At 58.5% G+C, this 23,190-nt stretch carries 25 protein-coding genes and 1 pseudogene; 5 read left to right on the forward strand and 21 right to left on the reverse strand.

Features of this window, described 5'->3' with window-relative positions; all coding sequences use genetic code 11:
* Positions 1–4: 4 nt before the first annotated feature.
* The 11 genes and pseudogenes from fliP to fliF form a co-directional block, all read right to left on the reverse strand.
* Complete coding sequence (gene fliP, locus AKL28_RS02495) at positions 5–826, reverse strand: flagellar type III secretion system pore protein FliP (RefSeq protein WP_414735678.1); 822 nt, start codon at positions 824–826, stop codon at positions 5–7.
* Positions 810–1,364, reverse strand: a complete 555-nt coding sequence (gene fliO, locus AKL28_RS02500; RefSeq protein ID WP_156226216.1) for a flagellar biosynthetic protein FliO — start codon at positions 1,362–1,364, stop codon at positions 810–812. The genes fliP and fliO overlap by 17 nt, the downstream gene beginning before the upstream one ends.
* A 19-nt stretch (positions 1,365–1,383) precedes the next feature.
* On the reverse strand, positions 1,384–1,839 hold the full coding sequence (gene fliN / locus AKL28_RS02505; RefSeq protein ID WP_050466473.1) for a flagellar motor switch protein FliN: 456 nt from the start codon (positions 1,837–1,839) through the stop codon (positions 1,384–1,386).
* A gap of 2 nt (positions 1,840–1,841) precedes the next feature.
* The gene (gene fliM / locus AKL28_RS02510; protein ID WP_050466474.1) at positions 1,842–2,846 is read right to left on the reverse strand and encodes a flagellar motor switch protein FliM; all 1,005 of its coding nucleotides are present in this window, start codon (positions 2,844–2,846) and stop codon (positions 1,842–1,844) included.
* Between the two features lie 23 nt (positions 2,847–2,869).
* Positions 2,870–3,380: pseudogene (gene fliL, locus AKL28_RS02515) on the reverse strand (flagellar basal body-associated protein FliL).
* 152 nt (positions 3,381–3,532) lie between these two features.
* Complete coding sequence (locus tag AKL28_RS02520; RefSeq protein WP_050466475.1) at positions 3,533–4,828, reverse strand: flagellar hook-length control protein FliK; 1,296 nt, start codon at positions 4,826–4,828, stop codon at positions 3,533–3,535.
* Positions 4,829–4,875: 47 nt separating this feature from the next.
* The gene (fliJ, locus tag AKL28_RS02525; protein WP_050466476.1) at positions 4,876–5,316 is read right to left on the reverse strand and encodes a flagellar export protein FliJ; all 441 of its coding nucleotides are present in this window, start codon (positions 5,314–5,316) and stop codon (positions 4,876–4,878) included.
* A 37-nt stretch (positions 5,317–5,353) separates the two neighbouring features.
* On the reverse strand, positions 5,354–6,760 hold the full coding sequence (gene fliI, locus AKL28_RS02530) for a flagellar protein export ATPase FliI (protein ID WP_050466477.1): 1,407 nt from the start codon (positions 6,758–6,760) through the stop codon (positions 5,354–5,356).
* Between the two features lie 54 nt (positions 6,761–6,814).
* The gene (gene fliH / locus AKL28_RS02535) at positions 6,815–7,519 is read right to left on the reverse strand and encodes a flagellar assembly protein FliH (RefSeq protein ID WP_050466478.1); all 705 of its coding nucleotides are present in this window, start codon (positions 7,517–7,519) and stop codon (positions 6,815–6,817) included.
* A 29-nt stretch (positions 7,520–7,548) separates the two neighbouring features.
* Entirely contained in the window at positions 7,549–8,544 is a 996-nt protein-coding gene (fliG, locus tag AKL28_RS02540; RefSeq protein ID WP_050466479.1) for a flagellar motor switch protein FliG, read from the reverse strand.
* Positions 8,537–10,231, reverse strand: a complete 1,695-nt coding sequence (fliF, locus tag AKL28_RS02545) for a flagellar basal-body MS-ring/collar protein FliF (RefSeq protein WP_414735680.1) — start codon at positions 10,229–10,231, stop codon at positions 8,537–8,539. The genes fliG and fliF overlap by 8 nt, the downstream gene beginning before the upstream one ends.
* Positions 10,232–10,577: 346 nt before the next feature.
* On the opposite strand from fliF, the gene fliE reads away from it, so the two are divergent.
* Positions 10,578–10,934: a flagellar hook-basal body complex protein FliE gene (gene fliE, locus AKL28_RS02550; RefSeq protein WP_050466579.1), complete on the forward strand. Its 357-nt coding sequence runs from the start codon at positions 10,578–10,580 to the stop codon at positions 10,932–10,934.
* 125 nt (positions 10,935–11,059) lie between these two features.
* Here the strand turns inward: fliE and AKL28_RS02555 are convergent, their stop codons facing one another.
* The 10 genes from AKL28_RS02555 to lexA form a co-directional block, all read right to left on the reverse strand.
* A complete protein-coding gene (locus AKL28_RS02555; RefSeq protein WP_050466481.1) occupies positions 11,060–11,815 on the reverse strand; it encodes a flagellar brake protein in 756 nt (251 codons plus the stop codon).
* Positions 11,816–11,838: 23 nt separating this feature from the next.
* Entirely contained in the window at positions 11,839–12,183 is a 345-nt protein-coding gene (locus AKL28_RS02560; RefSeq protein ID WP_050466482.1) for an EscU/YscU/HrcU family type III secretion system export apparatus switch protein, read from the reverse strand.
* Positions 12,170–13,345 (reverse strand): flagellar hook-length control protein FliK, encoded by a 1,176-nt coding sequence (gene fliK, locus AKL28_RS02565; RefSeq protein ID WP_050466483.1) that lies wholly within the window; start codon positions 13,343–13,345, stop codon positions 12,170–12,172. The genes AKL28_RS02560 and fliK overlap by 14 nt, the downstream gene beginning before the upstream one ends.
* Positions 13,346–13,347: 2 nt before the next feature.
* The gene (locus AKL28_RS02570; RefSeq protein ID WP_050466484.1) at positions 13,348–13,677 is read right to left on the reverse strand and encodes a flagellar protein FliT; all 330 of its coding nucleotides are present in this window, start codon (positions 13,675–13,677) and stop codon (positions 13,348–13,350) included.
* 2 nt (positions 13,678–13,679) lie between these two features.
* Positions 13,680–14,147, reverse strand: coding sequence for a flagellar export chaperone FliS (fliS, locus tag AKL28_RS02575; RefSeq protein ID WP_050466485.1), 468 nt, complete (start codon positions 14,145–14,147; stop codon positions 13,680–13,682).
* A 23-nt stretch (positions 14,148–14,170) separates the two neighbouring features.
* A complete protein-coding gene (fliD, locus tag AKL28_RS02580; protein ID WP_050466486.1) occupies positions 14,171–16,249 on the reverse strand; it encodes a flagellar filament capping protein FliD in 2,079 nt (692 codons plus the stop codon).
* 222 nt (positions 16,250–16,471) lie between these two features.
* Positions 16,472–16,831: a flagellar protein FlaG gene (locus AKL28_RS02585; protein ID WP_050466487.1), complete on the reverse strand. Its 360-nt coding sequence runs from the start codon at positions 16,829–16,831 to the stop codon at positions 16,472–16,474.
* Between the two features lie 78 nt (positions 16,832–16,909).
* A complete protein-coding gene (locus AKL28_RS02590) occupies positions 16,910–17,998 on the reverse strand; it encodes a flagellin N-terminal helical domain-containing protein (RefSeq protein WP_050466488.1) in 1,089 nt (362 codons plus the stop codon).
* A 433-nt stretch (positions 17,999–18,431) separates the two neighbouring features.
* Positions 18,432–20,381, reverse strand: a complete 1,950-nt coding sequence (locus AKL28_RS02595; protein WP_050466489.1) for a tetratricopeptide repeat protein — start codon at positions 20,379–20,381, stop codon at positions 18,432–18,434.
* 212 nt (positions 20,382–20,593) lie between these two features.
* Positions 20,594–21,250, reverse strand: a complete 657-nt coding sequence (gene lexA, locus AKL28_RS02600) for a transcriptional repressor LexA (protein ID WP_050466490.1) — start codon at positions 21,248–21,250, stop codon at positions 20,594–20,596.
* Positions 21,251–21,564: 314 nt separating this feature from the next.
* Between lexA and rpsF the strand changes: the two genes are divergently transcribed.
* From rpsF to rplI, 4 genes are read left to right on the forward strand one after another with little or no spacing between them, the layout of a single operon-like run.
* Positions 21,565–21,930: a 30S ribosomal protein S6 gene (rpsF, locus tag AKL28_RS02605; protein WP_006462645.1), complete on the forward strand. Its 366-nt coding sequence runs from the start codon at positions 21,565–21,567 to the stop codon at positions 21,928–21,930.
* A 37-nt stretch (positions 21,931–21,967) separates the two neighbouring features.
* The gene (gene priB / locus AKL28_RS02610; protein WP_050466491.1) at positions 21,968–22,261 is read left to right on the forward strand and encodes a primosomal replication protein N; all 294 of its coding nucleotides are present in this window, start codon (positions 21,968–21,970) and stop codon (positions 22,259–22,261) included.
* Between the two features lie 44 nt (positions 22,262–22,305).
* A complete protein-coding gene (gene rpsR / locus AKL28_RS02615) occupies positions 22,306–22,590 on the forward strand; it encodes a 30S ribosomal protein S18 (protein ID WP_007882558.1) in 285 nt (94 codons plus the stop codon).
* A 26-nt stretch (positions 22,591–22,616) separates the two neighbouring features.
* Positions 22,617–23,069: a 50S ribosomal protein L9 gene (gene rplI / locus AKL28_RS02620; RefSeq protein WP_050466492.1), complete on the forward strand. Its 453-nt coding sequence runs from the start codon at positions 22,617–22,619 to the stop codon at positions 23,067–23,069.
* Positions 23,070–23,190: the final 121 nt, after the last annotated feature.

A 23,190-nucleotide genomic window follows, 5' to 3' on the forward strand; every position in this document is an offset into this window, starting at 1 on the left:
TCTCCTAATAAAAACTTTGGGCAAGGGAGCCGATCAACAATTGCCAGCCGTCGACCAGCACGAACAGCATCAGTTTGAACGGCAATGAAACGATGGCCGGCGACATCATCATCATCCCCATGGACATGAGGATACTGGCCACCACCATGTCGATGATGAGGAAGGGGATGAAGATCGCAAAGCCGATCTGGAACGCGGTCTTGAGTTCGCTGGTGACGAAGGCTGGAATCAGGAGGCGCAGCGGCACGTCTTCCGGACCTTGCAGCGCAGGGCCGCGCGAGAGCTTGACGTAAAGCGCCAGGTCGGACTGGCGGGTCTGCTTGAGCATGAACTCCTTGAGCGGCGCGGCGCCCTTGTCCAGGGCCTCCATCATCTGGATCTTGTTTTCCGAGAAGGGCTGGTAAGCCTCGGTGTAGATGCGGTCGAACACCGGCCCCATCACGAAGAAAGTCAGAAACAGCGACAGCCCCACTAGCACCTGGGTGGGTGGCGTCGATTGCGTGCCCAGGGCCTGGCGCAGCAACGACAACACGATCACGATGCGGGTGAAGCATGTCATCATCAGCAGCGCCGCCGGAATGAACGACAGCGATGTCAGCAGGAGCATCGTCTGGATCGGCAGCGTGTAATTCGTGCCGCCGCCAGGCGCTGGCGTGCTGCTCAATGCGGGGATGCCTTGCTGGGCCGATGCCGCCAACGGCAGGCACAGCAGGAGAAGGAGCCAAAAACGGCCGGAGCGCAGCAGCGATGCCGCGCCGGCTGTCCATGGGTGAAGCCGGAAAGCGTGTCCGAATCGCGTCCCTTGCGGGTTAGGTTGTGCTGCCATCATTGCCTGCGCGGCCACCGTTGGTGGCGTCGCTGTTACGTTTATCCATGGTTTGCCGGAGCCAGGACGAGAACGCCGGCCCATTTGTTTTGGCCGCCTGGGCCGCTGCGTGTTCCTGGCGCGGCATCGTGGCCAGCGCATTGACGCGGCCAGGTGCAACGCCGACGACGATCCACTGGTCGCCGACCTCAATCACCATCACACGCTCACGCGTGCCCACGCTGACGCCGCCGATTACCTTGGCAGCGGCATTGCCGGTCAGGTTCTGCGCCAGGCCAAAACGCTTGAACAGCCAGGCGATCCCGGCCATCAGCGCCAATACCGCAGTCAGGCCGAGCAGCATGGTGAGCACGCTGCCGCTGGAGGAGGGCAGCGACGATGCTACGGGCGTAGCTGTGCCGGCGTTGTCTGCCGCCCATGCCTGGTTGAGGTGGAGGATGCAGCCGGCGCCCAGAAGGAGCAGGGCGGACACAGGTTTGGAACCAGATGGCGTCCGCCGGGGGCTGCGTGAAGAGGATGCTGCGAAGAAGCGATTCATTGAGTGGCGGCCGTCGCGCTCAGCGGTTCAGCTTACGGATGCGTTCTGCCGGCGTGATGATGTCAGTCAGGCGGATACCGAATTTGTCGTTGACCACCACCACTTCGCCCTGGGCGATCAGGCAGCCGTTGACCAGCACGTCCATCGGCTCACCAGCCATGCCGTCCAGCTCGACCACCGAACCTTGCGCCAGTTGCAGCAGGTTCTTGATGGCGATCTTGGTACGGCCCAGTTCGACTGTCAGCTGAACCGGGATGTCGAGGATGAAATCGATGTCGTTAGGCGTGTTGGTCTGGATATCGGTCGAGCTCAGGTCTTTGAAGACGGTGGCTGCTGCCGGCTGGGCGGCGATGCCCTGCTCATCTTCCATCTGGCCTTTTTTCTGCTCTTCCTCGGCTTGCGTCTGTTCGGCCATGGCCGCGCCCCACGGATCATCCTCCGCCGCGGTTTGACCTTCTACGTTCTCATCAGCCATTGCTACTCTCCTTGAAAGCTTTCCGGTGGTTCATTTTGGGTGATGGAAAGCAGCTTTTCGACGCGCAGGGCGTATTGGCCATTGAACTGGCCGTAGCTGCATTCCATCACTGGCACGCCATCGACCTGTGCATTGACGGTCTGCGTGGTTTGCAGCGGGATCACATCGCCGACTTTCATGTTGAGCAGGTCGGTAAAGGTAACGCGGGCAGTGCCGAAATTGACGATCAGTTCGACTTCAGCGGTCTGGATCTGCTGCTTCATCAGACGGATCCAGCGCTTGTCGACTTCCAGCGCTTCACCTTGCATGCTGCTGGTGAGGCGGTCACGCACCGGTTCGATCATCGAGTAGGGCGTGCAGATGTGGATTTCTCCGCTGACCGGACCAAGCTCGATGGTGAAGGTGGTGGCCACAACCACTTCGTTGGGCGTGGCGATGTTGGCGAACTGGGTATTCATTTCCGAACGAATGAATTCGAATTCGATCGGATAGATCGGCTCCCAAGACTTGGAATAGGTCTCGAAGGTGATTTCCAGCACGCGCATGATGATGCGCTGCTCGGTGGGCGTGAATTCGCGTCCTTCGATACGGGTATGGAAACGGCCGTCGCCGCCGAACATGTTGTCCACCAGCATGAACACGAACTGCGGGTCGAATACCACCAGGCCGATCCCGCGGAAGGGCTTGATGTGGACCAGGTTCAGGTTGGTCGGCACCACCAGGTTGCGGATGAACTCGCTGTACTTGGACACCTTCACCGGACCGACCGAGATCTCGGCGGTTCGGTGGATGAAGTTGAACAGGCCGATGCGGAACAGGCGGGCGAAACGCTCGTTGATGATTTCGAGCGTGGGCATGCGTCCGCGGACGATGCGTTCCTGCGTTGCCAGGTTGTAGGTACGTACCGTACCAGGAGCTTCTTCGACGACTTTGTCTTCGTCTTCATCTCCCGTCACACCCTTCAATAGGGCATCGACTTCTTCCTGTGATAGAAAGTGCTCGGCCATGGTATTTGACTTCTCTTACGCTCTTACTGCTGTTGGATCACGAAGGACGTATAGAACACGTCGGTGATCGCGGGGCCCTTGCCGCTTCCGGAGAAGGGTTCGCCCAACTGGTCGATGATCTCGTCGGTCAATTTGCGCTTGCCTTCGCTGGTCAGGAGGTCAGATGCTTTCTTGCTCGACAACACCATCAGCAAGCGGCTGCGCACCTGCGGCATGTACAGTTTGAGCGCTTCGGCGGTCGCTGTTGGGCACTTGCAGGGTCATGGCCACTTGCAGGTAGTGGTCGCCGGTTTCCTGCTGCAAGTTGACGACGAATGGTTCGATGACCACAAAGGTCGGCGCTTTGGCTTCGACCTTCTCTTCGGCATGCTCTTCGCTCTTCTTGCTCTTGCCGCCCATCATGAAGAACGCCGCCCCGCCAATCACCAGCACCAGGACGACGCCGACGATGATGAACAACAATTTCTTGCTGGATTTCGCTGGAGCCGCTTCTACTTCCGCACTCTTGGCCGGGGCTTTACCTTTTGTTGCCATCTACTTTCCTTTCTGTTCGTCAGCGCGTGTTGCTTGATATGTGCTTATCGGCAAAGAATTCTTATTGTTGAGTCCGGCGCGGACGATAATTCGATTCCCCGGTACTGCCATATGCTTGCTGCCTGTTTTTCTTATGCTGTGCTTTGCTCAGCTCAGGCGAAGGTGTCGACCAAGCCCAGGCCGCTGCTGGTGACTGCGGCGTTGCCCGTGGCTGCCACCGCGATGTCGCCATCCTCGTCTTTGCCGCCGAAGCTGCCGGAAGAGGACGACTTGCGAGCCTGCTGGCCGCTGGCGCCTTGCTGTTGGTTGGGCATGCCGGTGTTGACCGTGGCCTGGCCCAGCTGGATGCCTGCCTGATCCATCATTTCACGCAGTTTGGGCATGGCGGCTTCCAGCGCCTGCTTGACTTCGGGTTGGGCGGTAATGAAGGTGGCGTCGGCATGCGAGTTGTTCACGCTGAGCACGACCTGCAGCGGACCGAGGTCAGGGGGATTGAGCGTCAGCGAAGCGCTTTGGATGCCACCGTTGACCATCCAGGTGACTTTCTGGCCGACCGCCTGGTCCCAGCCGGCGCTGCCGACGTTGGGCTGGATCTTGTCGGTATAGGCGGCGCCGAACACCGCTTGCGGCTGGTTGGCGGCAATGGTTTGTTGCATGGCCGGCATTGTTACCGGGGCAGGCGCTGCCTGCAGCGCATCCTGCTTCACCGCAGCCAGCTCCGGCGCGGCTTTGGCGGTTTGGGCCCGGGCTGCCAATGTGCTGGTGTCTTCCTTTGGCGCCGCCTTGGCATCGGCGGTCAAATCGATGGCGGGTTTGTCGCCTTTGGTGGGGCGTGCGGCAGCATCGGTATCGGCATTTTGCTGCACGAGTTCGGGTGTGGCTTCCTTCTTGGCGTTGTTGGCGCTGACGCTGCTTTGCAGTGCCGAGAAGTCGATTTTCTTTCCCTTGCCATCGAGTGCCTGCGGCTGTTCATCGCTATCGCTCTGCAGGGACAGCTTCGGCGTGCTGCGCTTGGCTTGCGCCAGCAGATCGGCATCGGTGTCTTCGCCCTTGTCGTTGGTGACCGGCTTGACCACGTTCTGTCCGAGGTTGGCCACCAGAGCCAGCAGTTCGGCAGAAGCTTGGGCGGTGCTGTCGTCGGCCTTGTCATCCTCTTTGCCGTCGTCTTGCTTCTTGTCGGCCGAAGCGGTAGAGGTGGAAGTAGACGGTGTGGTGCTGCTGGCAGCGGCCGAAGATTGTACGGGTTGGCTCGGCTGCGCTGGCGCTTCGGCTGCGCGCGGCTTGTCCTGCGATTTGTTTTCGGCGTTGCGGTTACTGACCTGGCTGTTGAGCACCTGGTTGAATGGGACATCGGCCGTGAAACTGTCGGCCGGATTGGACGAACGCGAACCAGTGGCGGCGCTTTGCGAGCCGGTGATCACATTCAACAGCGGCAGGGATGTATTCATGGGATAGGCCTGTCCAGTAACTTGCTGATCGTTGGTCGGTCGTTGGTTTATCGTTTGTAGAAGGTCATGCGCGACGCATGTTCATCCGTTGTCTTCTGGTCGCGGCGGTTTTCCTTCTGCAATTCCTTTTCCTTGGCGCGTACTGCCAGTGTGTCATAGGACATGCGCTTGCGTTCACAGGCTTGCCATGCCAGCCGCGCATCGGCCACTCTCTGCTGGGTGCTGTACACCACGTCCTGCTGACCGGTGATCGCAGTATCGATCTTTTCGATGAAGAGCTGGAAGTTACGGTAGCTCAATGCCGTCAGTCCGGTCGTCAGGGTTTCCTGGAACCGCGCAGCGTAGTCGTCGCGATATTGTTGCAAGATAACAAGTTTTTGCTGCGCTTCCTCGCTCACGCGGATCGCCCGGCCGAGACGCTTGGTTGCATCGTCGGTTTCTTTGGTCGCCAAGTCGATCAGCGTCTCAAGTGCGGAGGGGGTAGCCATGATAGCTACGATTATATTTTTGGGGGCAGGCGCTCAATCAACCGAATAGAGCGGTAAGTTGCCTCAAGCTCTCTGATACATCGGCACGCTCCTGAATTCCCTGCTGCAAAAACGCCTCAATTCTTGGCAATAATGCAATGGCTTCGTCCAGGACGGGGTCGCTGCCTGCCGCATAAGCGCCCACGCTGATGAGGTCGCGGTTGCGCTGGTAGCGGGAGTACAGTTGCTTCAGGTGGCGCGTGCGGCGCTGGTGATCTTCGTCGGTGATGCTATGCATGGCCCGGCTGATCGATTGTTCAATGTCGATGGCAGGGTAATGCCCGGCTTCGGCCAGTTGCCGGTTGAGCACAATGTGTCCGTCCAGGATCGCGCGCGCAGCGTCGGCAATCGGGTCCTGCTGGTCGTCGCCTTCGGTCAGCACGGTGTAGAAGGCAGTGATGGAGCCGCCGCCTTCTTCGCCGTTGCCGGCGCGCTCGACCAGGGCCGGCAGTTTGGCGAACACCGAAGGAGGGTAGCCCTTGGTGGCAGGCGGTTCACCGATGGCCAAGGCGATTTCGCGCTGGGCCATGGCGTAGCGCGTGAGCGAATCCATGATCAGCAGCACATCCTTGCCCTGGTCGCGGAAATATTCGGCAATCGCGGTGCAATAGGCGGCGCCTTGCAGGCGCATCAGCGGCGGGGTATCGGCCGGCGCGGCCACGACCACCGATCGCGCCAGGCCTTCAGGTCCAAGGATCTGCTCGATGAATTCCTTTACTTCGCGGCCGCGTTCGCCGATCAGCCCGACCACGATCACATCGGCGCTGGTGTAGCGCGCCATCATCCCCAGCAAGACGCTCTTGCCCACGCCCGAGCCTGCAAACAGGCCCATGCGCTGGCCCCGGCCGACAGTGAGCATCGTGTTGATGGCGCGTACGCCGGTATCGAGGATGTCGCGGATGGGGGCGCGGTTGAGCGGGTTGGCGGCGCGCACGGCCAGCGGCGCCGAGCGTTCGGTGTGCAGGGGGCCAAGGTTGTCGAGCGGGCGGCCGGCGCCGTCGAGTACGCGTCCGAGCAATTCGTCGCCGACCGGCAGGCGGCGGCTGTGCTCGTCGACGCGGCGCGGCGTAAAGCTGATGGGGCCGGTGCGCGGCGGCGGCTTGACCGGCTCGACGGGGAACACGCGGGTCCCCGGCACGATGCCTTCGACATCGCTTTGCGGCATCAGGAACAGGCGATCGTCCTGGAAGCCGACCACTTCGGCTTCGATCATGGTGCCGTTGGGCAAGGGGACGTTGCAGGGGCTGCCGACCGGCAGTTTCAGGCCGACCGCTTCCATCACCAGGCCGGCGACGCGCGTGATGCGCCCGGCGGTCTGGGTGGCTTCGGTCATGTCGATCAGGCTGCGGCAGTTATGCAGGTAGGCTTGCCACAGGCTGCTGTGGGAGGGCATCGGGGAGTTCATGTGGCGCTCCCTTGCAGGCGGTCGAATCGGGCCGGGCGGACGGACGGCATGGCGTCAGTCCAGCCAGTCAAGTTGCTTGGAGAGCGATTCTGCGAGGCGTTTCCAGCGCGTCTGCGTGGTGGCGTCGATCTGGTTGCTGCGGGTCTCGACGCGGCAGCCGCCGCGTTCGATCTGTGCATCTTCTTCGATCTTCCAATGGTGCTTGGCAAGCTCATCGCCCATGTGTTCACGCACCAGCGCGGCATCCTCGGGGTTGAGCGTGAGCGTGGCCGGCAATTGCAAAACCGGCAGCGAATGAATGGCTGCGCTGACGGTGGGAAGAACCAGTTCCGGACGCGCGTTGAGCGCGGTTTTCAGCATCGCCTTGGACAAGTCCAGTGCGAGATCGAGCAGCTCCGGCGCCATGGTTTCGCTGCATTGCGCGACTTCGGTGCCGAAGTTGACGGCGATCTGGCGGAAGTGCTGGATGGCTTCGTTGATTTCTTTCTGGCCTTGTTGCAGTCCGGCCATGTAGCCCTCGGCACGGCCCGCTTCCAGGCCGTGCTGGTGGCCTTCGGCGAAGCCCTCCTGGCGGGCAGCTTCGCGGATGGCGTCAAGCTGCTCGGCAGTCAATTGCGGCGGCGGAGGCGGCTCTTCGTCGAGCGGATCCTCGTAGGCCTGCGGCTCGGGCTCCGGCTCAGGTTCCGGCTCGTTGAAAGACGCCAGCTCCCATCGCTGGTAAGGCGTCATTTCTTCTTTGGGAATGATCTTCGCTCGCATGGCTCTACATTAACTCCAACCAGACAGCATCAGATGAAGGCATCTTCGCCCTTGGCGCCCAGCACGATCTGTCCTTCGTCGGCCAGGCGGCGCACGATCTGCAGGATCGCCTTTTGCTGCGCATCGACTTCGGACAGCCGGACCGGTCCCTTGGACTCCAGGTCTTCCCTCATCATTTCAGCAGCGCGCTGCGACATGTTGGCGAAAATCTTGTCGCGCAGGCCCTGCGAGGCGCCCTTGAGCGCGACGATGAGCGATTCGGACTGGACTTCGCGCAGCAGCAGCTGGATGCCGCGGCCGTCGATGTCGATGATGTTCTCGAAGACGAACATCTCGTCCATGATCTTCTGCGCCATGTCCTCGTCGTAGGAACGCAGGTTGTTCATGACCGAGGTTTCATTCTCGCCGGACATGAAGTTCAGGATCTCGGCCGCGGTGCGGATACCGCCCATCTGCTGTTTCTTCAGGCTTTCGTTGCCGGTCAGCAGCTTGGTCAGAACGTCGTTCAACTCCCGCAACGCCGCCGGCTGCACGCCGTCCAGGGTTGCAATACGAAGGATCACGTCGTTGCGCAGACGTTCCGTGAAATTGTTGATGATGCCGCAGGCATGGTCGCGCTCCAGGTGAACCAGGATGGTGGCGATGATCTGCGGGTGTTCGTTGCGGATGAGTTCGGCCACCGACTGCGCGTCCATCCACTTGAGGCTTTCGATGCCGCTGGCATCGCGCCCGCCCAGGATACGGTTGAGCAGGGAGGTTGCCTTGTCGTCGCCCAGCGCCTTGGTAAGCACGCTGCGGATGTATTCGTCCGAATCCAGGCCGAGCGAGGAGGCCTGGCCGGTTTCGGCCACGAACGCTTCCAGCACGACATTGATTTCTTCAAAGCTGACGTTTTTGAGGGCCGACATGGCAGCGCCGAGCTTTTGGACTTCGCGCGGGCCGAGATATTTCATGACCTCGGCGGCCTCGTCCTCGCCCAGTGCCAACATCAGGATGGCACCTTTTTGAACGCCGTCGTTACTCATTATTCACCCATGCCTTAATGATGCTTGCCACCAGTTTGGGATCGTTCTTGGCCCACTGCTTGGCGATTTCGAGGTTGGCCTTGTACTGGGCGCGCTCATCGATTTCGGCGTCGCTGCCGGACAGGCTGACGATGGCGTCCGGATCGTCCGGATCGAAGCCGGCGGCGACTGCGGCGGCCGCCGCAGCGGCTTCGGCCTCGGCCTTTTCCTTGGCCAGGCGTTCGCGCTCTTCGCGGCCGGACAGTTTCCAGATGATCGGGCGCAGCACGCCGAAGTAGAGGTACAGCAGCACGGCGGCCAGCAGCACGTACTTGCCGATCTCCTTGGCCAGCTCGATCATGTTCGGCTGCTTCCACAGCGGCAGCTCCGGCTCGAGATCGGTGCTGAACTGGGTATTGACCACGTTGAGCGAGTCGCCGCGATCCTTGCTGTAGCCCATCGCTTCCTTGACCAGGTCGCTGATCTGGTTGCGTTCGGCTTCGGTCAGCGGACGCATGACGATCTTGCCGGTGTTGTCGATGGTGCGCTTGTAGTTCACCACCACGGCTACCGTCAGGCGGCGTACGCCACCCATGGGCTGCTGCGTATAACGGACGGTCTTGTCGACTTCGTAGTTGACCGTTTCGTCCTTGCGCGAATTGCCGCTTGCCGTGGGGGCTGGGGCTGCGCCGTTAGGCGTTCCGGCTGCACCTGCCTGGCCCGGCGGTACCGGGTTGACGATCTGGGCGGTAGCCGGGGCAGGGGGCTGGTTGGTCAGCGCGCCTGGAACGCCGGAGGTGCCGGTGGACGAGTTGGACGCTTCGCTGCTTTGCTTGCTGCGAACTGCGGCAGTGTCTTGCGTCTGGTTGGGCTTGTAGGTTTCAGCGGCTTGCTCGGTGCGCGAGAAGTCGACATCCGCGGTCGCCTCGGCACGCACGTTGCCATTGCCGACGATAGGAGCGATGATCGATTCGACGCGTTTGACGATGTCTTGCTGCAGGTCCTGGACGTATTTCAGCTGGGTCGGATCCAGGGTATTGGTCTGGGTTTGCTTGGTGGTGTCGGAGAGCAGGTTGCCGTTTTGGTCGACGATGGTGACGGCCTTGGGCGAGAGCTCAGGCACGCTGCTGGCCACCAGGTGGACGATGGCGCTGACTTGCTGGCCATCCAGGAAGCGGCCGGGATAGAGGCTCAGTACGACGGATGCAGTCGGTTTTTGCTGGTCGCGCACGAATACCGAGGCTTTGGGCAGGGCCAGGTGCACACGGGCGGTTTGCACCGACGACAGCGATTGCACCGAGCGCGCCAGTTCGCCCTCAAGCGCGCGCTGGAAGTTGACTTGTTCAAGGAACTGGGAAATGCCGAGCTTCTGGTTTTCCATCAGCTCGAAGCCGACGTTGCCGCCCTTGGGCAAGCCTTGCGCCGCCAGTTTCAGGCGTGCGTCATGCACCATGTTCTCGGGAACGAGGATGGCCGTGCCGCCTTCCGAGTACTTGTAGGGCACGTTCATCTGCTGCAGAGAGGCTACGATGGAGCCGCCATCGCGGTCATTGAAGTTGGAGAACAGAACCCGGTACTCGACCTTTTGGCTCCACATCCAGATACCGATCATCAGGGCGATGGTGGCCGCTGCGGCGACAATCAGCAGCACTCGCCTGCCTTGTTGCGAGCGCGCATAACCCAGCACGCCATTCTGGTTGGCGGTCATCTGATCGGACGCGGCACTTCCCGCAGTACCGTTCTCGTCTGCAGGGGAGTTTGCGTCGTTGGTCATCGTACCATCGGCTGCTACCGCCATGATTTCCCCTCTGGCGCACCCTCGGTTGCCAGGTTGATAATGACTTTGTTCACTGCTTATTTGCCCTTGAATAGGATTTTTGCTTAGTGTGGATTGTCCGTTGAGCGAGGGAATTTGATCGGCCGAACAGAATGGCAAATTCCCCGCTTATTATTGCGAGTTGTAAATGCAATGATGTTAAGGTTCTGGTATAGAGGGCGGCATTGCGGGTAGCGTACCCAAAGCAATGACGAAGACTGAAACCGCGAGGTGGGATATGGCAGTTGAGAGTGTAATTGATACCAGCAGGATTGAGGCAATGGTCGCGCAACTGAAAGCGGCTGCGGCCCGTGCGCAGGGTGCCGTGGCGCCGGTGGAGCCTTCTTCCAAAGCCGAGAAAGCCGCGCCGCGCGTGGATTTCTCCGATGTGCTCAAAGGTGCGATCAATCAGGTTAACGATTCGCAGCAGCAGGCAGCCAAAATGTCTCAGGCGTTTGCGTTGGGGGACGATAACATCAACCTTTCCGATGTCATGATTGCATCGCAGAAGGCCAGTATTTCTTTCCAGACCAGTATCCAGGTTCGCAACAAGCTGGTTTCGGCTTACCGCGACATCATGACGATGCAGGTTTAACAGATTGTTGATATTGCAGCAGATGGTAATGCGCGGTTATTTTCTCGGAAAATGAGATTGTTGCTGTGATTGCAATAAAAAAAGCCCGCAGATGCGGGCTTTTTTTATTCGGCAGCACGTTTTGCTTAGAGCATGCCGGAGGCTTTCGCGTTTTGTTCGCGTTCCAGCTTGGTGATGAAACGTTGGACTGCGGCTTCAACCGCACGCGAGAGATTGATGAATTCACAACCGAAGCGGTTGACCGTCTTGCCGGTAGCCATCTTGAATTCCTTGCAGTCGCGAATCTGCAGTTTGACCGAAACGAGAGTATTGTCGGCCAACTCCAGCTGGCAGTCTTCGTAGATCACGCCAGTGGTGGTCGGCAGGATCTTTTTTTCATCCGTAATGCCTACGCCGCCCCCGCTGATATTGTTGAGCAGGGTGATGATGGTGATGAAGGAGCCATCCGGTTGTGTGATGCGGAAGGTGCAGCGCAGCGGTTTGGCGATCGGCGTGGCGATACGGAAGTATTCGCGGCGCTGCAGGCGCACCAAGCTGGCCGGAATACCGACTTTCAGGGCCGGCCGGTTTTGGTATTCGACCTTATAGGCTTTGTCGGCGGTAAACGTGATGCGGATGTTGTTGTACAGTGCCTCGAAGCCGATGCGGTTGCTGGTAACGATATTTTCGTTGAGCGACGCACTGGGGGCGGCATCGATGATCAGGGCATTGGCGGCTTCGTCGATTTCCAGTATCGAGGTGATGATGGACTCGTCACCACCTTTGATCAGCAGGCTCAGCAGCTGGTTTTTCTCCAGCATGTTGTTGAGGAGAGAAATGATCTCCCTCCGTGAATGAACCCGGTATGGGCTGTCGTCATCGATCTCGTCGTTGTTGGCCATCTGTGCGTCTTGTACGTCCGAATTCAGCGAATAGGATCGCTTTCCCCTGAGGTATTTTTAGTGTGGATTGACCCTGTATCATACATCACCGGTCCGCTTAATTGCATATTTTCAATACGATATAGCCAGGCCAGTAATTCAGCGACGGTACGATATAACGCGGGGGGGATCTGCTGGTCCAGTTCGACTTGCATCAGCAATGAAACCAGTTCTTTCGATTCGTGGACATAGACGCCGCTTTCGCGGGCACGGGCGATGATGGCCTCCGCCACCAATCCGCTGCCTTTGGCGACGACCGTAGGGGCCGCCTGGCTGGCGTTATAGGCGAGCGCAACCGCGTTCTGCAGGGGGATATTAGGCTTCTCCATCTTGCTTGACGATCAGCGAGTCCAGGGACGTACCGGCGGCCGACATGGCATCGGCGAACATGGCGCTGTTGTTGCGCAGCGCGGCGGCGGTTTTTTCATTGTCTGTCTTGACCTGCACGTGGATCTGCTGGCCGATCAACCGGATCGACGCGGATACGCCGCCTAGGTGCTCGAAGTTGAAGCGCACCAGGCTATGCCAGGCAGGAGGCGCGGCTTCATCATCCTGTTGCTGGGCGTTGCCGTCCTGCTGTTCCTGGCTGATTTCCCATTCCATGTGCTGGCCTGGCCAGACTTCGCCATGCCAGACGACACGCTGCTGCTCCAGCGCGTTGAGCTGCAGGTTGATGATTTGGCCCAACTGGCTTTGTGCCGGGTCGTTCTGGTTCAGCAGATTGATGTCGCCGGAATTCTGGCGGGCAACCAAGGCCTGTGGTTCCTTCATCAGTTCTTCTGCCGGCAGCTTCCCTTCAGCCCAGGCCGAGACATGGGATTCGTAAAATACGCCGCTGTAGGAGATGGCATCGTGCAGCGCCGCTGCGAGCTGGCTGGCCGGAGCCCCGGCCTGCGATACCAGTGCGGCAGGGGAAGACACGTGGTTGGCGACGCTGCCTTGCTGGGAGGCCTGCAGCAAGCTGTCGATCAGTTTGCCGGCATTGCTGAGGGTGGTAGTGCTGCTGGCAGGGGCGTTGGATTGCGCTTGCCGGCCGCCTTTGGCACCTGCATCTAGCGGAACCTCTTCATTTTCGGCGACTTGGCCAGCCCCTTCGCGGGTGACTGCCTGAAGCGATCGCAGATCTTTCTGCATGGCGCGTCCGGCAGTGCTAAGCGAAACCGCGGCACTTTCTTCGTCGGCATGCAGGCTGCCTTCCTTGATGGCGAAGGTAGGGCGGGGATCCTTGGAGACAAGCGTCAGTATCAGCGCGTCGCCCGTGCGCGAACTGGGTGGCAGCACCATGCGCGCTGCCGTATTGGCAATGCGAACCAGGTAGGTTCCGTCATTGAAATTGGAAAGGATGCGCCCGGCCATCTGCTGCCCGATGGCGATCTGCGCGAGGCGGCTGAAGGCTTCCTGCTTGGTATCTGCGACCGAAACGATTGCGGTCGTGGCTACGGCGGCGTTGACAGGCTGGACGGCGCTGGCGATATCGGCCCGCGGTAACATGATCAGTTACCTATGCCGTAGGTGTTGAGCAGTTTTTGTTCGGTCTGGTTGCTTTGAATAAGCGCCGACAAACGGCGCAGGCCCGGTTCCGTCAAGTTGCGGATATCTCGGTCATCCTCCAGGATTTTCCGGATGATATCGACTTTGCGGTTACGGTGCTGCTCAGAAAGGGAAACGTTATCCTCAAAGTTCTTGAGGGCCGCAATATGCTTGCCGCACTGGGTTTCCAGCGAGGTCAGCAGTTCCCAGTCGCCGGCATGCGCGGCAGACCGCATCTCGTCGGTCAATTTGGCGACCGACTCATAGATGGCGATGACGTGGTCACCGTTCATATTCACGCTTTCGCATAGCTGTTTTGGGGATGGCCGGCGTCATGCGCGACCGGCATTTTCGGTGCAGCATTTTCAGCCGCATTCGGCCCGATTTGTTCCCAGGCTGAACGGATGTCGTCGAGCAGTCCGTGGATCTCAGTCAGGATGGCCGGGTTGTTGCTTGCATTGGCTTCGAACAGGCGGCGGCTCATGTATTCGTACAACGCATCCAGGTTCAACGCCAGGTCGCCTCCGACATCCTTGTTGAGGCTGGCGCGCAGGCCATTGTCGATGATCAGGATAGCTTTGGTGATGGACTCGCCCTTGTTCTTGATATCGCCTTCTGCCATGTACTTCTTTGCCAGCGCAATGGCCACCAATGCGCCATCGAACAGCATGGTAATGAGCTTGTGCGGGCTGGCGGCAAGTACACCGGTTTCCATGCCGATATTTGCGTAGGCATTTGCTCCGCGTTTCATGCTTCCGAACATCATGTTCTCCTATGTTCGCTGTGTCAGCTTGCCTTGGGCAGGTTTGCCAGTTGCTGGGTCAGGTAACTTTGCGTCGACGCCATGCTGGCCAGGGTAATGTTGAGCTGGTTGAACTGGTTGGTGTAGGAATCCTTCAGGTTCGACAAGCGGGTTTGCACCGCTGTCTGGCGATCCTGATTGATTTTCAAACTGGCTTGCAGACCGTTGGTTTTGCTCGCGATGATACCGCTGTCGCTCAGGATGCCGTCCAAGAGGGATTGCAGCTTGGTGACAATACCATTTTTGGATGAGGTGGTGTTGGTCGTGTCCGGGTCTGTGGCGTTGAAGAGGTTGGCAATTCCGGCAAAATTATTGGTTGCCGCAGTTGACAGCTTTGTTGCGTCAAGAGCAAGTGTGCCGTCTTTTTGGAAGGAAATGCCAATATCGGACAGGGTGCTGATGCCGTTGCCGCCGTCCACCGAACTGAAGAGCGTGCTGCGCAACTGGGTCATGATGTTTTGCACCGACGATTCGCTGGCCAGCGGCGAGGATGTCGTGGATTCCCCCAGGGTGGTCGAAGGGGTTTGCTGGGTCATGCTGGTGATTGCCTTGGCCAGCGTGTTGTACGCAGAAACGAAGCTGTTGGCCGCCGTAGTGACGCCGGAAGTGTCGTTCGAAATATTCAGGGTGAAGTTATCGGCTGAAGTCGTGACCTTGGCCAGATTCAGTGTGACGCCGGAAATAACGTTTTCGACCTGGTTGCTGGCGCTGGTGACGGTCACGCCGTCAATCGACAGCTTGGCGTCTTGTGCTTTGAGCAATTGGCCCATGCCGCTCATGGTGAGGCCGGTGTAGTCGCCGGTGCCGGTCAGCGAGACGGCGCTGGTCGCCGCCGAGCCAGTCGGGGTCAGCACCAGGTGGTCGTTGCTGCCGTCGTTGCTGATGCTGGCCGTGACGTTGGCGCCGGCGGCATTGATCGAGGCCATCACTTCGCTCAGGCTGATCGAACCGTCGTTGTTGGCGTCATTGAGGGTGATGGCAGTGGTCGTGTCGCCGACCTTCAGGCTTAGGGTGCCGTTGGTGAGGCTGTATGGCTGGCCCGGCGTCACATTGGGCGAGGAGAGCGTGCCGCTTGGGTCGAACGAGAAGGCAGCGTAATTGTCGGTGCCGGTGATCTTGATGGTGTTGGCGGCGCCGCTGTTCTTGGCCGTGATGACCAAGTGGTCGTTGGTGCCGTCGCTGACGATGGTGGCACTGACGCCGGCGTCGCTGGCGTTGATGGCATCGCGCACGCCCTGCAGGGTGTTGGTGGTCGGCTTGATGATCGTGGTCGAGCCGGTACCCGTCTTGATCGCCAGCAGGCCCTTATCGAACGTAGTACCGGGAGCGAATCCGGCCGAACTCAGCTTTTGCGTCTGCGCCAGTTGGGAGACGGACACATTGTAGCTGCCCGAGGCTGCCTGGGATGCATCGCGCGGCGCCTGAATCTGGGCCATCGCACTCGGAGTCGAGCTGGACGGGTCGTAGGCAAAACGGGACAGAGTGTTGTTGGACGTGACCTTGATGGTATTGGCTGTGCCGCCGGTGTTTGATTCCAGCACCAAGTGATCGCCGTTGCCGTCGGTAACGATGGACGCGGTCACGCCTGCTTTGGAGGCATTGATTGCATCGCGTACGCCGCTCAGGGTTGCATTGGCCTGGAGCGTGACAAAGGTGGGCGAGTTCGTGCCGACCTTGATGGCGATCGAGTCGCCGGCATTGAATGTTGTACCGCTGGAAACTCCGTCGGATTGGATTTTCTGCGCGAGGATTTTGGTCGACGCGTCGGTATTGATGTCGGCGGTGAATGGATCGGTGGTGAGGCTGGTACCAGTGCCGGCATTGCTGACGCTGCTTTTTTGCGAGCTGAAGCTGGCGGCGGTCAGTGCTTTAATGGCGCTTTGATACGACGACAACGCACTCTTGAGGTTGCCGTAAGCGGAGATAAGAGTGTTGTAGCTGCTGGCTTGGGTCGTCAGCGGTGTCAGTTGGGACTGGCTTTCCGCTGACATCAGCTGGCTGACTAGCGTGGAAACATCAAGAGGACCCGCCGAGGTGGAGATGGTACCGGTGGAAGTCGCCATTGTTCACTCCTGAATCTATGCGTTGCGCACGGCATCATGCAGGCTACGGCGCAGTCAAGAGTGACGATTGTTGGCTCTCAAGTACGGCGTCGGTGCAATAAGTTGACGCTGTGCAAAATAAATACTCGAATCCGTTATGAACTGTGGTGCACGAAACAAACATGCGCAATGCGGACCACATTGGCGCACGGCTCTTTCATGTCACTGCAGTTCGTACCAGACTCAAACCTTGTGGTTGATCAGCAAGCCTTGCATCTTATCAATCGATTTTGCAATCGCAATCGCTTCTTCACTGGGAATCTGGCGAATGACGGTATCGGTAGCCGTATCGACAACCTTGATAATCGTTTTGCCGGTATCCTGATCTTTCGAGAAGTTCAAGGCCGATGCGTTGGCGGCAGCGAAATCATTCAACTTGCTAACAGCATCATTAACGTCGCTTTCAACTGCACGGCGGGCTTCCGGAGTCGCAGCCGGTGCAACGGTCGATACCACTGGATCTGGCTTTGCGGCAGTCTGCGGCAGCGCGTATGCGGTACCGGAGTCACCTGCAGCTGTTATATTAAGTGGGGCAATCGACATGGTGTTACTCCCTTCCTTAAAGGAACGTGCGGAGAATATTGTCTATCCTCCGCACGTCATCCTACCTAGCTCTCAAGCTTATTTCAACAGCGAGAGAACCGACTGTGGCGAGGAGTTCGCTTGCGACAGCATTGCGGTACCAGCTTGTTGCAGGATCTGCGCACGGCTCAAGTTCGACGTTTCCGCAGCGTAGTCGGTATCCATGATACGGCTGCGCGACGCGGTGATGTTCTCGCTCGACACTTGCAAGTTGCTGATGACCGCGGTGAAGCGGTTCTGCACAGCACCGAATTCCGCGCGCTTGGACGAAACCAGGTTGATGGCCTTGTCCAGGTTCTTGATCGCGTTTTGCGCATCGCTTTGCGCGCTCGGGGCGGCAACTGCTGCATCCAGGCTCAGCTTGGCGCTGTCGATGGAAGCTTGCAGGGTCACAGCCGAGGAGGCCAGTGCGTCAGCGGTCAGTGTCGAACCAGTGGCGAACAGGTTGTCCAGAGCAGCCTTGGCCGAGGTATAGGTGGCTTGGGCAGTGCTGACGCCGGTAGTGTCGCCCAGACCGATCAGGCCCTTGGCGCTGGTGCCGATCACGCTGGAGATGGTGCCGTTGTTCGACAGGTCGTCCAGAGTGATGGTGATCTGGTCGTTCAGCTTGTTGTCAACGACGTTGGCGCCGACTTGGAACGACAGGGTCAGCGAAGACGAAACGCTGTTGGAATCGGAACCGACACCAGCCGAAGCACCTTGGCCCACGCCGGTGAACAGGTTCTGGCCGTTGAAGGAGGTGCCGTTCAGTACGCGGAAGACTTCTTGCGACAGTTGCGTGTATTCGTCGTTCAGGGTCTTGCGGTCCTGAGCGCCGTTGGTGCCGTTGGCTGCTTGAACAGCCAGCTCGCGCATACGCTGCAGGTTGTCGGTCACGGTCGACAGAGCACCTTCAGCGGTTTGCGCCATCGAGATACCGTCGTTGGCGTTACGTTGTGCAACTGCCAAGCCCTTGATCTGGGCATTCATGCGGTCGGCAATTGCCAGGCCGGCGGCATCGTCCTTGGCGCTGTTGACGCGCAGGCCGGAGGACAGGCGTTGGATGGAGGTATTCAGCGACGCTTGCGACGCACTCAGATTGCGTTGCGTATTGAGCGACGGAATATTGGTATTGATGATTGATGCCATGCTAATTCTCCTAAGATTTGAGACCGATGATCCGAGTTTCAGTGCTTAACTTTGGTCTTCTACCCATGAGTCCCAGGCGTTTCAACCTCTGTTGTATGCGTTATCGGTTAGCCTTGGAAAAAGTTTAGGGCTATTCGCAAAAAATCTTTTCAGGGCTTTCCGAACCAAAACTGCGTGCTTAAAAAGTAACCAAGCAAATCCCTTTTCGGCGTCTTCGTCCAAAACTTTAGGCTTAATTGCGCAGCGGGAAGATTCGATTGCAAAAAATCTGAGCCAAGAGGAGGGGCGAGTGCTTTTTTGTTGCCTGATTTGCATTTTCAGGGTGTTTTGTGAGCACCCTGAAATGGACCAATCAAGGGGGTAAAGCCTCGTTTTTTAGGGGGGAGAGGGGCAAAAATATTGATCCAACTCTCGTTTTGCACGCCAGTGGTTTTTAGCGATTGCGCATGGAAGTAAGTTCGATTGCCATTTTGTCAATGACGGCTTCCCAGTTGCCTTCTTCCGGTTGGCGGAATAGTCGAGTGTTCGGATACCACACGCAGTCGTCACGATCGAGCAGCCAGCGCCAGTCTGGCGTATGCGGCAGCATTACCCAAGCGGGGCCGCCGAGTGCGCCCGCCAAGTGCACGACCGATGTGTCGACGCTGATGACGACATCGAGATTGGCGATCACCGCCGCCGTATCGGCAAAATCCGTGCATTCGTCGCCCAGGTTGAAGACAGGGAGGCCGGGTTGCAGGTTTTTCAGGTCCTCGGTGGGTTTGCCTTTTTGTAGCGAAAAATAGTCGATGCCAGGAAGATTGAACAGTGGCAGCAGCTTGGCCAGCGGGATGGAGCGGCGGCGGTCGTTGCCGTGCTCCGGGTTGCCGCCCCAGACAAAACCGACACGCAGATTTCCCGGCTTGGACAGTTTTTCGATCTTGTCTTGCCAGATTGCCTTGTTGTCCGTTTCGGCCGACAAATAGGAGGGAAGGACGGGAATGTCGTCAATGGTATCGGTGCCTAATGCATGAGGCAGGCTCATCAGCATGTAGGCGTAATCGCAGCGGGGTATCGGGTCGCTCTCGCGAACCAGCATGATGTCCGGTGAATAGCTCTGGAACAGGCGATACAGGGGATTTTTGACGTGTACAGCAACCTCTGCCCCCAGATCCAGGACCAGCTTGGCATAGCGCAGGAACTGGATGCTGTCGCCAAAGCCTTGTTCGTGCATCAGGAAGATGCGCTTGCCCTTGAGCGGGGAGAGGCCATCCCATTTGGGGATGATCTTGAACAACTTGTGGACCACGCGATAGACCTCAGCCCGTTCGCGTGTGACCAGGCGGCTTTCATGGTTTGCCCAGCCTTCTTTCAGGTTGCCTTGCAGCAGCTGGCTCAGCGCCAGGTTGTGCATGGCGGTCGAGTAATTCGGCTTGAGTTCCAGCGCCTTTCTGAAATAGGGGATGGCTTCTTCGCGGCGGCCATGGTCGTGCATGATGGCGCCGATGTTGTTGTAAGTCAGGGCGTGGCACGGATCGAGTTCGAGCGCCTTGTTGAACAAGGCCAGCGCCTCGTCGACGCGATCCTGTGCGTTTGCCAGGCTGACGGCCAATTTGGCATAACTGTTGGCATCGTTGGGTATCAGTTCGATGACGCGCCGGTAATGCTCATGCGCCTTGTCGATCTCATCGAGCTTCAGGTAGGTGTCAGCGATCTTGTAATGCGCATAGGTGTCCGTTGAGTCCAGCAGCAAGGAGGTCTTGTGCGACTCAATGGCTTCCTTGTACATGTTCATGGCATAGAAGGCCTCACCCAGCGCGGTATGGGCGGGGGCGAAGCTGATCTGCAGCTCGAGCGACTTCATGATCGTCGATACTGCTTCGTTCAAGCGTTTGGCGTCAATCAGGGCCCGTCCCAGGTGGCTTAGCGGGCCCGGCGCGCCGGGCTCGCGCGCTACTGCGTCTTCAAAATAGGCAATCGTCGCCTCGGGATCGTTCTTTTCATGCAGGGCGTTGGCCAGGCCGATGCGGGCATCGCGGTTGTCATGGTCGCAGGCGATGGCGCGTTCGAAAAGCTTGATCGCTTCATCGACGCGATCCTGCCTGAGGACGCAATTTGCCAGGCTGGTGGCGTATTCCGCGTTATTCGGATCTCCGTCCATGGCTTTCCTCAGCCATTTTTCGCCCAGCGCATAATCGTATTCCTGTACGGCAATCAATCCACGGGCATTGTGGGCGAAGATCAGATTGGGGGCGCGCTTGAGCACCGCATCGCACTTTTGCCGGGCTTCGGCAAGCTTGCGCGATTCAAGCAGATCAAGGCTGGCGCGAACGTCAAGCAGATCTTGCAACTGGTATTTCGATGGTGGGGGAGATGCTTTTGATTTGCCCTTGCGCGTAGACATCAAATTTCCTTGCTATATGGATCAGTACCGTTCGCGAAGACGAAGGGGGAATGCGACAGCTAGGCATGATATGTGGCTACGCGGCTGGATGAAAGTGCGAACAGAAAGCGAAACAGGGCGTTTTTGCTCAGACTCAAACTTCGTTTTGCCGCGCCGACGTGGCATGCAAAACGAAGTGGTAGCGCGATGGAGGGGGCGCAGGGGCGAGCAACTTACCAGCTACGCAGCAACCCTACTGCGAGCCCTTCGAGCGCGAAGTCTTGCTCATCCTGGTGAATGACGATGGGTTTGAAGTCTGGATTTTCTGGCAGCAGGGTAATCGTGGCGCCGGATTTCTGGTAGCGCTTGACGGTGACGTCGTCTGCCAGGCGGGCAACAACAATCTGGCCATTGCGCGCCTGATCGGCTTTTTTGACTGCCAACAAATCGCCATCGAGGATGCCTGCGTCGCGCATGGACATGCCGCGTACTTTCAGGAGGTAGTCGGGTTTGCCGGAAAACAGCGCTGGATCTACCTGGTAGGTTTTTTCCACATGCTCTTGCGCGAGAATGGGGGAGCCGGCTGCGACACGGCCGACCAGCGGTAGGCTCAATTGCATCAGGGCGGGGTGGGGGAGTGCCATCTGGCGGCTGCCTGGCAGGCCGGCGACTGCCCCCGATTCCCGCAGCCGGATGCCGCGCGAAGTGCCGGGGGAGATTTCAATGGCGCCCTTGCGGGCCAGTGCCTGCAAATGCTCTTCGGCAGCGTTGGCGGAGCGAAATCCCAGTTCAGAGGCAATCTCGGCGCGCGTCGGGGGGAAGCCGGTATTTTCAATGGCATTCTTGATCAGATTGAGGATCTGTTCCTGGCGCGCGGTAAGCTTGAGCATGTAAGGTGCCTTTCTGTGGGGAAATGCTGTTTTTATCAACAGTCTGTATTTTTATACAGTTACCATCTTTGTGTCAACGGCAACATGTGGCGATGCAACGGATATCGCCCCTTATATATAAACAGAATGAAAATCAGTGGGAGGATCCACCCATTGTCGGGCACCGCAAGCCAACTTGTCGCCGCCAAGCCTCGCCAAATCCTTGCCAGGATTGCTGTTTGGCCAGATATCTTGTATGATTGCCGGCTTTCCTCTTCCCACACTCGTCTTGACGCCGGGGTGGGCGTTTTGTCAATAGTCCAAAAGGAGTCTACATGCGTCATTATGAAATCGTATTTATCGTCCACCCGGACCAAAGCGAGCAAGTGCCTGCGATGATCGAGCGTTACAAGGGCATCGTCACCACCCGCGGCGGCAAGGTTCACCGTGTCGAAGATTGGGGCCGTCGTCAACTGGCCTACCAGATCCAGAAGCTGGCCAAGGCACACTACGTCTGCCTGAACATCGAAGTCGACAGCGAAACGCTGGCCGAAATCGAAACCGGCTTCAAGTTCAACGATGCTGTCCTGCGCCACCTGACCGTCAAGATGAAGAAGGCCGAAACCGGTCCTTCCCCGATCCTGAAGGCAGTGCAAAAGGAAGACGCAGCCAAGAGCCGCACCGAAGCACCGGCAGCCTGATTGCGCAGCGCGATTGCATTGTGATCCATAGCGGAGAGTGAACCAGCTTCAAGTCATCGCCAGCCTGGCCGAACGTGATGTATTGCGTTATACGCCGGCCGGTATTCCGATTGTCACTGCCAGGTTGCAGCACCAGTCGGAGCAGATGGAAGCGGGGATCAAGCGCCTGGTGGAGTTTGACATTGCGGCCATGGCCGTCGGAGAAATCTCCGGTCGACTCAACAAGGCGGCGCTGGGAGCCATGTTCCAATTCACTGGTTTTCTGGCCCGCAGGAATCGCAACAGCAAGAGCGTCGTGTTTCACATCGTTGATTTTGATCCCGTCGGCTAGGCCGACACCGATCTCACCCAATTTATAGATACAGGAGCCTGATCATGGCATTCGGTAAAAAGTTCGATAAAAGCAAACTGAAGCAAAAGCGCCAACAGCAAAACCCGCTGTTCAAGCGTAAGAAATTCTGCCGTTTCACCGCCGCTGGCGTTGAACAGGTCGATTACAAGGACGTGGACACCCTGAAGGACTTCGTTCAGGAAAACGGCAAGATCATGCCGGCACGCCTGACCGGCACCAAGGCCCACTACCAGCGTCAAGTTGACACCGCGATCAAGCGTGCTCGTTACCTGGCCCTGCTGCCGTACACCGATCTGCACAACGCGTAATCGCCGCCGAGAAATAGGAGAAAAACATGCAAGTCATTCTGTTGGAAAAAATCGTTAATCTCGGTGGTCTGGGTGATGTCGTGCGCGTCAAGGACGGTTTCGCACGTAACTTCCTGATCCCGCAACGCAAAGCCCGCCGCGCTACCGATGCAGCCATCGCTGAATTCGAAGCCAAGCGTGCCGACCTGGAAAAGGCCGCCGCTGAAAAGCTGGCAGCTGCGCAAGCCCAAGGCGAAAAGCTGAACGGCACCACCATCGAAATCTCGCAAAAAGCGGGCGTCGACGGCCGTCTGTTCGGTTCGGTCACCAACTTCGACATCGCTGAAGCGCTGGGCAAGCAAGGCTTCGCAGTGGAGAAGTCGCTGGTTCGCCTGCCTAACGGTCCGCTGAAGACCGTTGGCGAGCACCCGGTTGCAGTTGCCCTGCACACTGACGTGGTGGTCGATGTGACCATCGCAGTCAAGGGCGAGCAAGCGTAAGCATTGCATTCGCTGCAATTCAATTTGCAATAAGAAAGCCGGGTTCGCCTGGCTTTTTTATTGCCGTCCGCCATCAAGGTGGACGCATTGCCGGCCGTATCACCAGGTCGGGATGGTCAAG

It is taken from the genome of Herbaspirillum chlorophenolicum (assembly GCF_001189955.1).
GTDB classification, from domain to species: domain Bacteria; phylum Pseudomonadota; class Gammaproteobacteria; order Burkholderiales; family Burkholderiaceae_D; genus Herbaspirillum; species Herbaspirillum chlorophenolicum.

Bases quoted from the DNA above. Each gene is read 5' to 3' on its own strand.
- fliP (WP_414735678.1), bottom strand. From the start codon at position 826: ATGGCAGCACAACCTAACCCGCAAGGGACGCGATTCGGACACGCTTTC.
- fliO (WP_156226216.1), bottom strand. From the start codon at position 1,364: ATGAATCGCTTCTTCGCAGCATCCTCTTCACGCAGCCCCCGGCGGACG.
- fliN (WP_050466473.1), bottom strand. From the start codon at position 1,839: ATGGCTGATGAGAACGTAGAAGGTCAAACCGCGGCGGAGGATGATCCG.
- fliM (WP_050466474.1), bottom strand. From the start codon at position 2,846: ATGGCCGAGCACTTTCTATCACAGGAAGAAGTCGATGCCCTATTGAAG.
- AKL28_RS02520 (WP_050466475.1), bottom strand. From the start codon at position 4,828: ATGAATACATCCCTGCCGCTGTTGAATGTGATCACCGGCTCGCAAAGC.
- fliJ (WP_050466476.1), bottom strand. From the start codon at position 5,316: ATGGCTACCCCCTCCGCACTTGAGACGCTGATCGACTTGGCGACCAAA.
- fliI (WP_050466477.1), bottom strand. From the start codon at position 6,760: ATGAACTCCCCGATGCCCTCCCACAGCAGCCTGTGGCAAGCCTACCTG.
- fliH (WP_050466478.1), bottom strand. From the start codon at position 7,519: ATGCGAGCGAAGATCATTCCCAAAGAAGAAATGACGCCTTACCAGCGA.
- fliG (WP_050466479.1), bottom strand. From the start codon at position 8,544: ATGAGTAACGACGGCGTTCAAAAAGGTGCCATCCTGATGTTGGCACTG.
- fliF (WP_414735680.1), bottom strand. From the start codon at position 10,231: ATGACCGCCAACCAGAATGGCGTGCTGGGTTATGCGCGCTCGCAACAA.
- fliE (WP_050466579.1), top strand. From the start codon at position 10,578: ATGGCAGTTGAGAGTGTAATTGATACCAGCAGGATTGAGGCAATGGTC.
- AKL28_RS02555 (WP_050466481.1), bottom strand. From the start codon at position 11,815: ATGGCCAACAACGACGAGATCGATGACGACAGCCCATACCGGGTTCAT.
- AKL28_RS02560 (WP_050466482.1), bottom strand. From the start codon at position 12,183: ATGGAGAAGCCTAATATCCCCCTGCAGAACGCGGTTGCGCTCGCCTAT.
- fliK (WP_050466483.1), bottom strand. From the start codon at position 13,345: ATGTTACCGCGGGCCGATATCGCCAGCGCCGTCCAGCCTGTCAACGCC.
- AKL28_RS02570 (WP_050466484.1), bottom strand. From the start codon at position 13,677: ATGAACGGTGACCACGTCATCGCCATCTATGAGTCGGTCGCCAAATTG.
- fliS (WP_050466485.1), bottom strand. From the start codon at position 14,147: ATGTTCGGAAGCATGAAACGCGGAGCAAATGCCTACGCAAATATCGGC.
- fliD (WP_050466486.1), bottom strand. From the start codon at position 16,249: ATGGCGACTTCCACCGGTACCATCTCCACCTCGGCGGGTCCTCTTGAT.
- AKL28_RS02585 (WP_050466487.1), bottom strand. From the start codon at position 16,831: ATGTCGATTGCCCCACTTAATATAACAGCTGCAGGTGACTCCGGTACC.
- AKL28_RS02590 (WP_050466488.1), bottom strand. From the start codon at position 17,998: ATGGCATCAATCATCAATACCAATATTCCGTCGCTCAATACGCAACGC.
- AKL28_RS02595 (WP_050466489.1), bottom strand. From the start codon at position 20,381: ATGTCTACGCGCAAGGGCAAATCAAAAGCATCTCCCCCACCATCGAAA.
- lexA (WP_050466490.1), bottom strand. From the start codon at position 21,250: ATGCTCAAGCTTACCGCGCGCCAGGAACAGATCCTCAATCTGATCAAG.
- rpsF (WP_006462645.1), top strand. From the start codon at position 21,565: ATGCGTCATTATGAAATCGTATTTATCGTCCACCCGGACCAAAGCGAG.
- rpsR (WP_007882558.1), top strand. From the start codon at position 22,306: ATGGCATTCGGTAAAAAGTTCGATAAAAGCAAACTGAAGCAAAAGCGC.
- rplI (WP_050466492.1), top strand. From the start codon at position 22,617: ATGCAAGTCATTCTGTTGGAAAAAATCGTTAATCTCGGTGGTCTGGGT.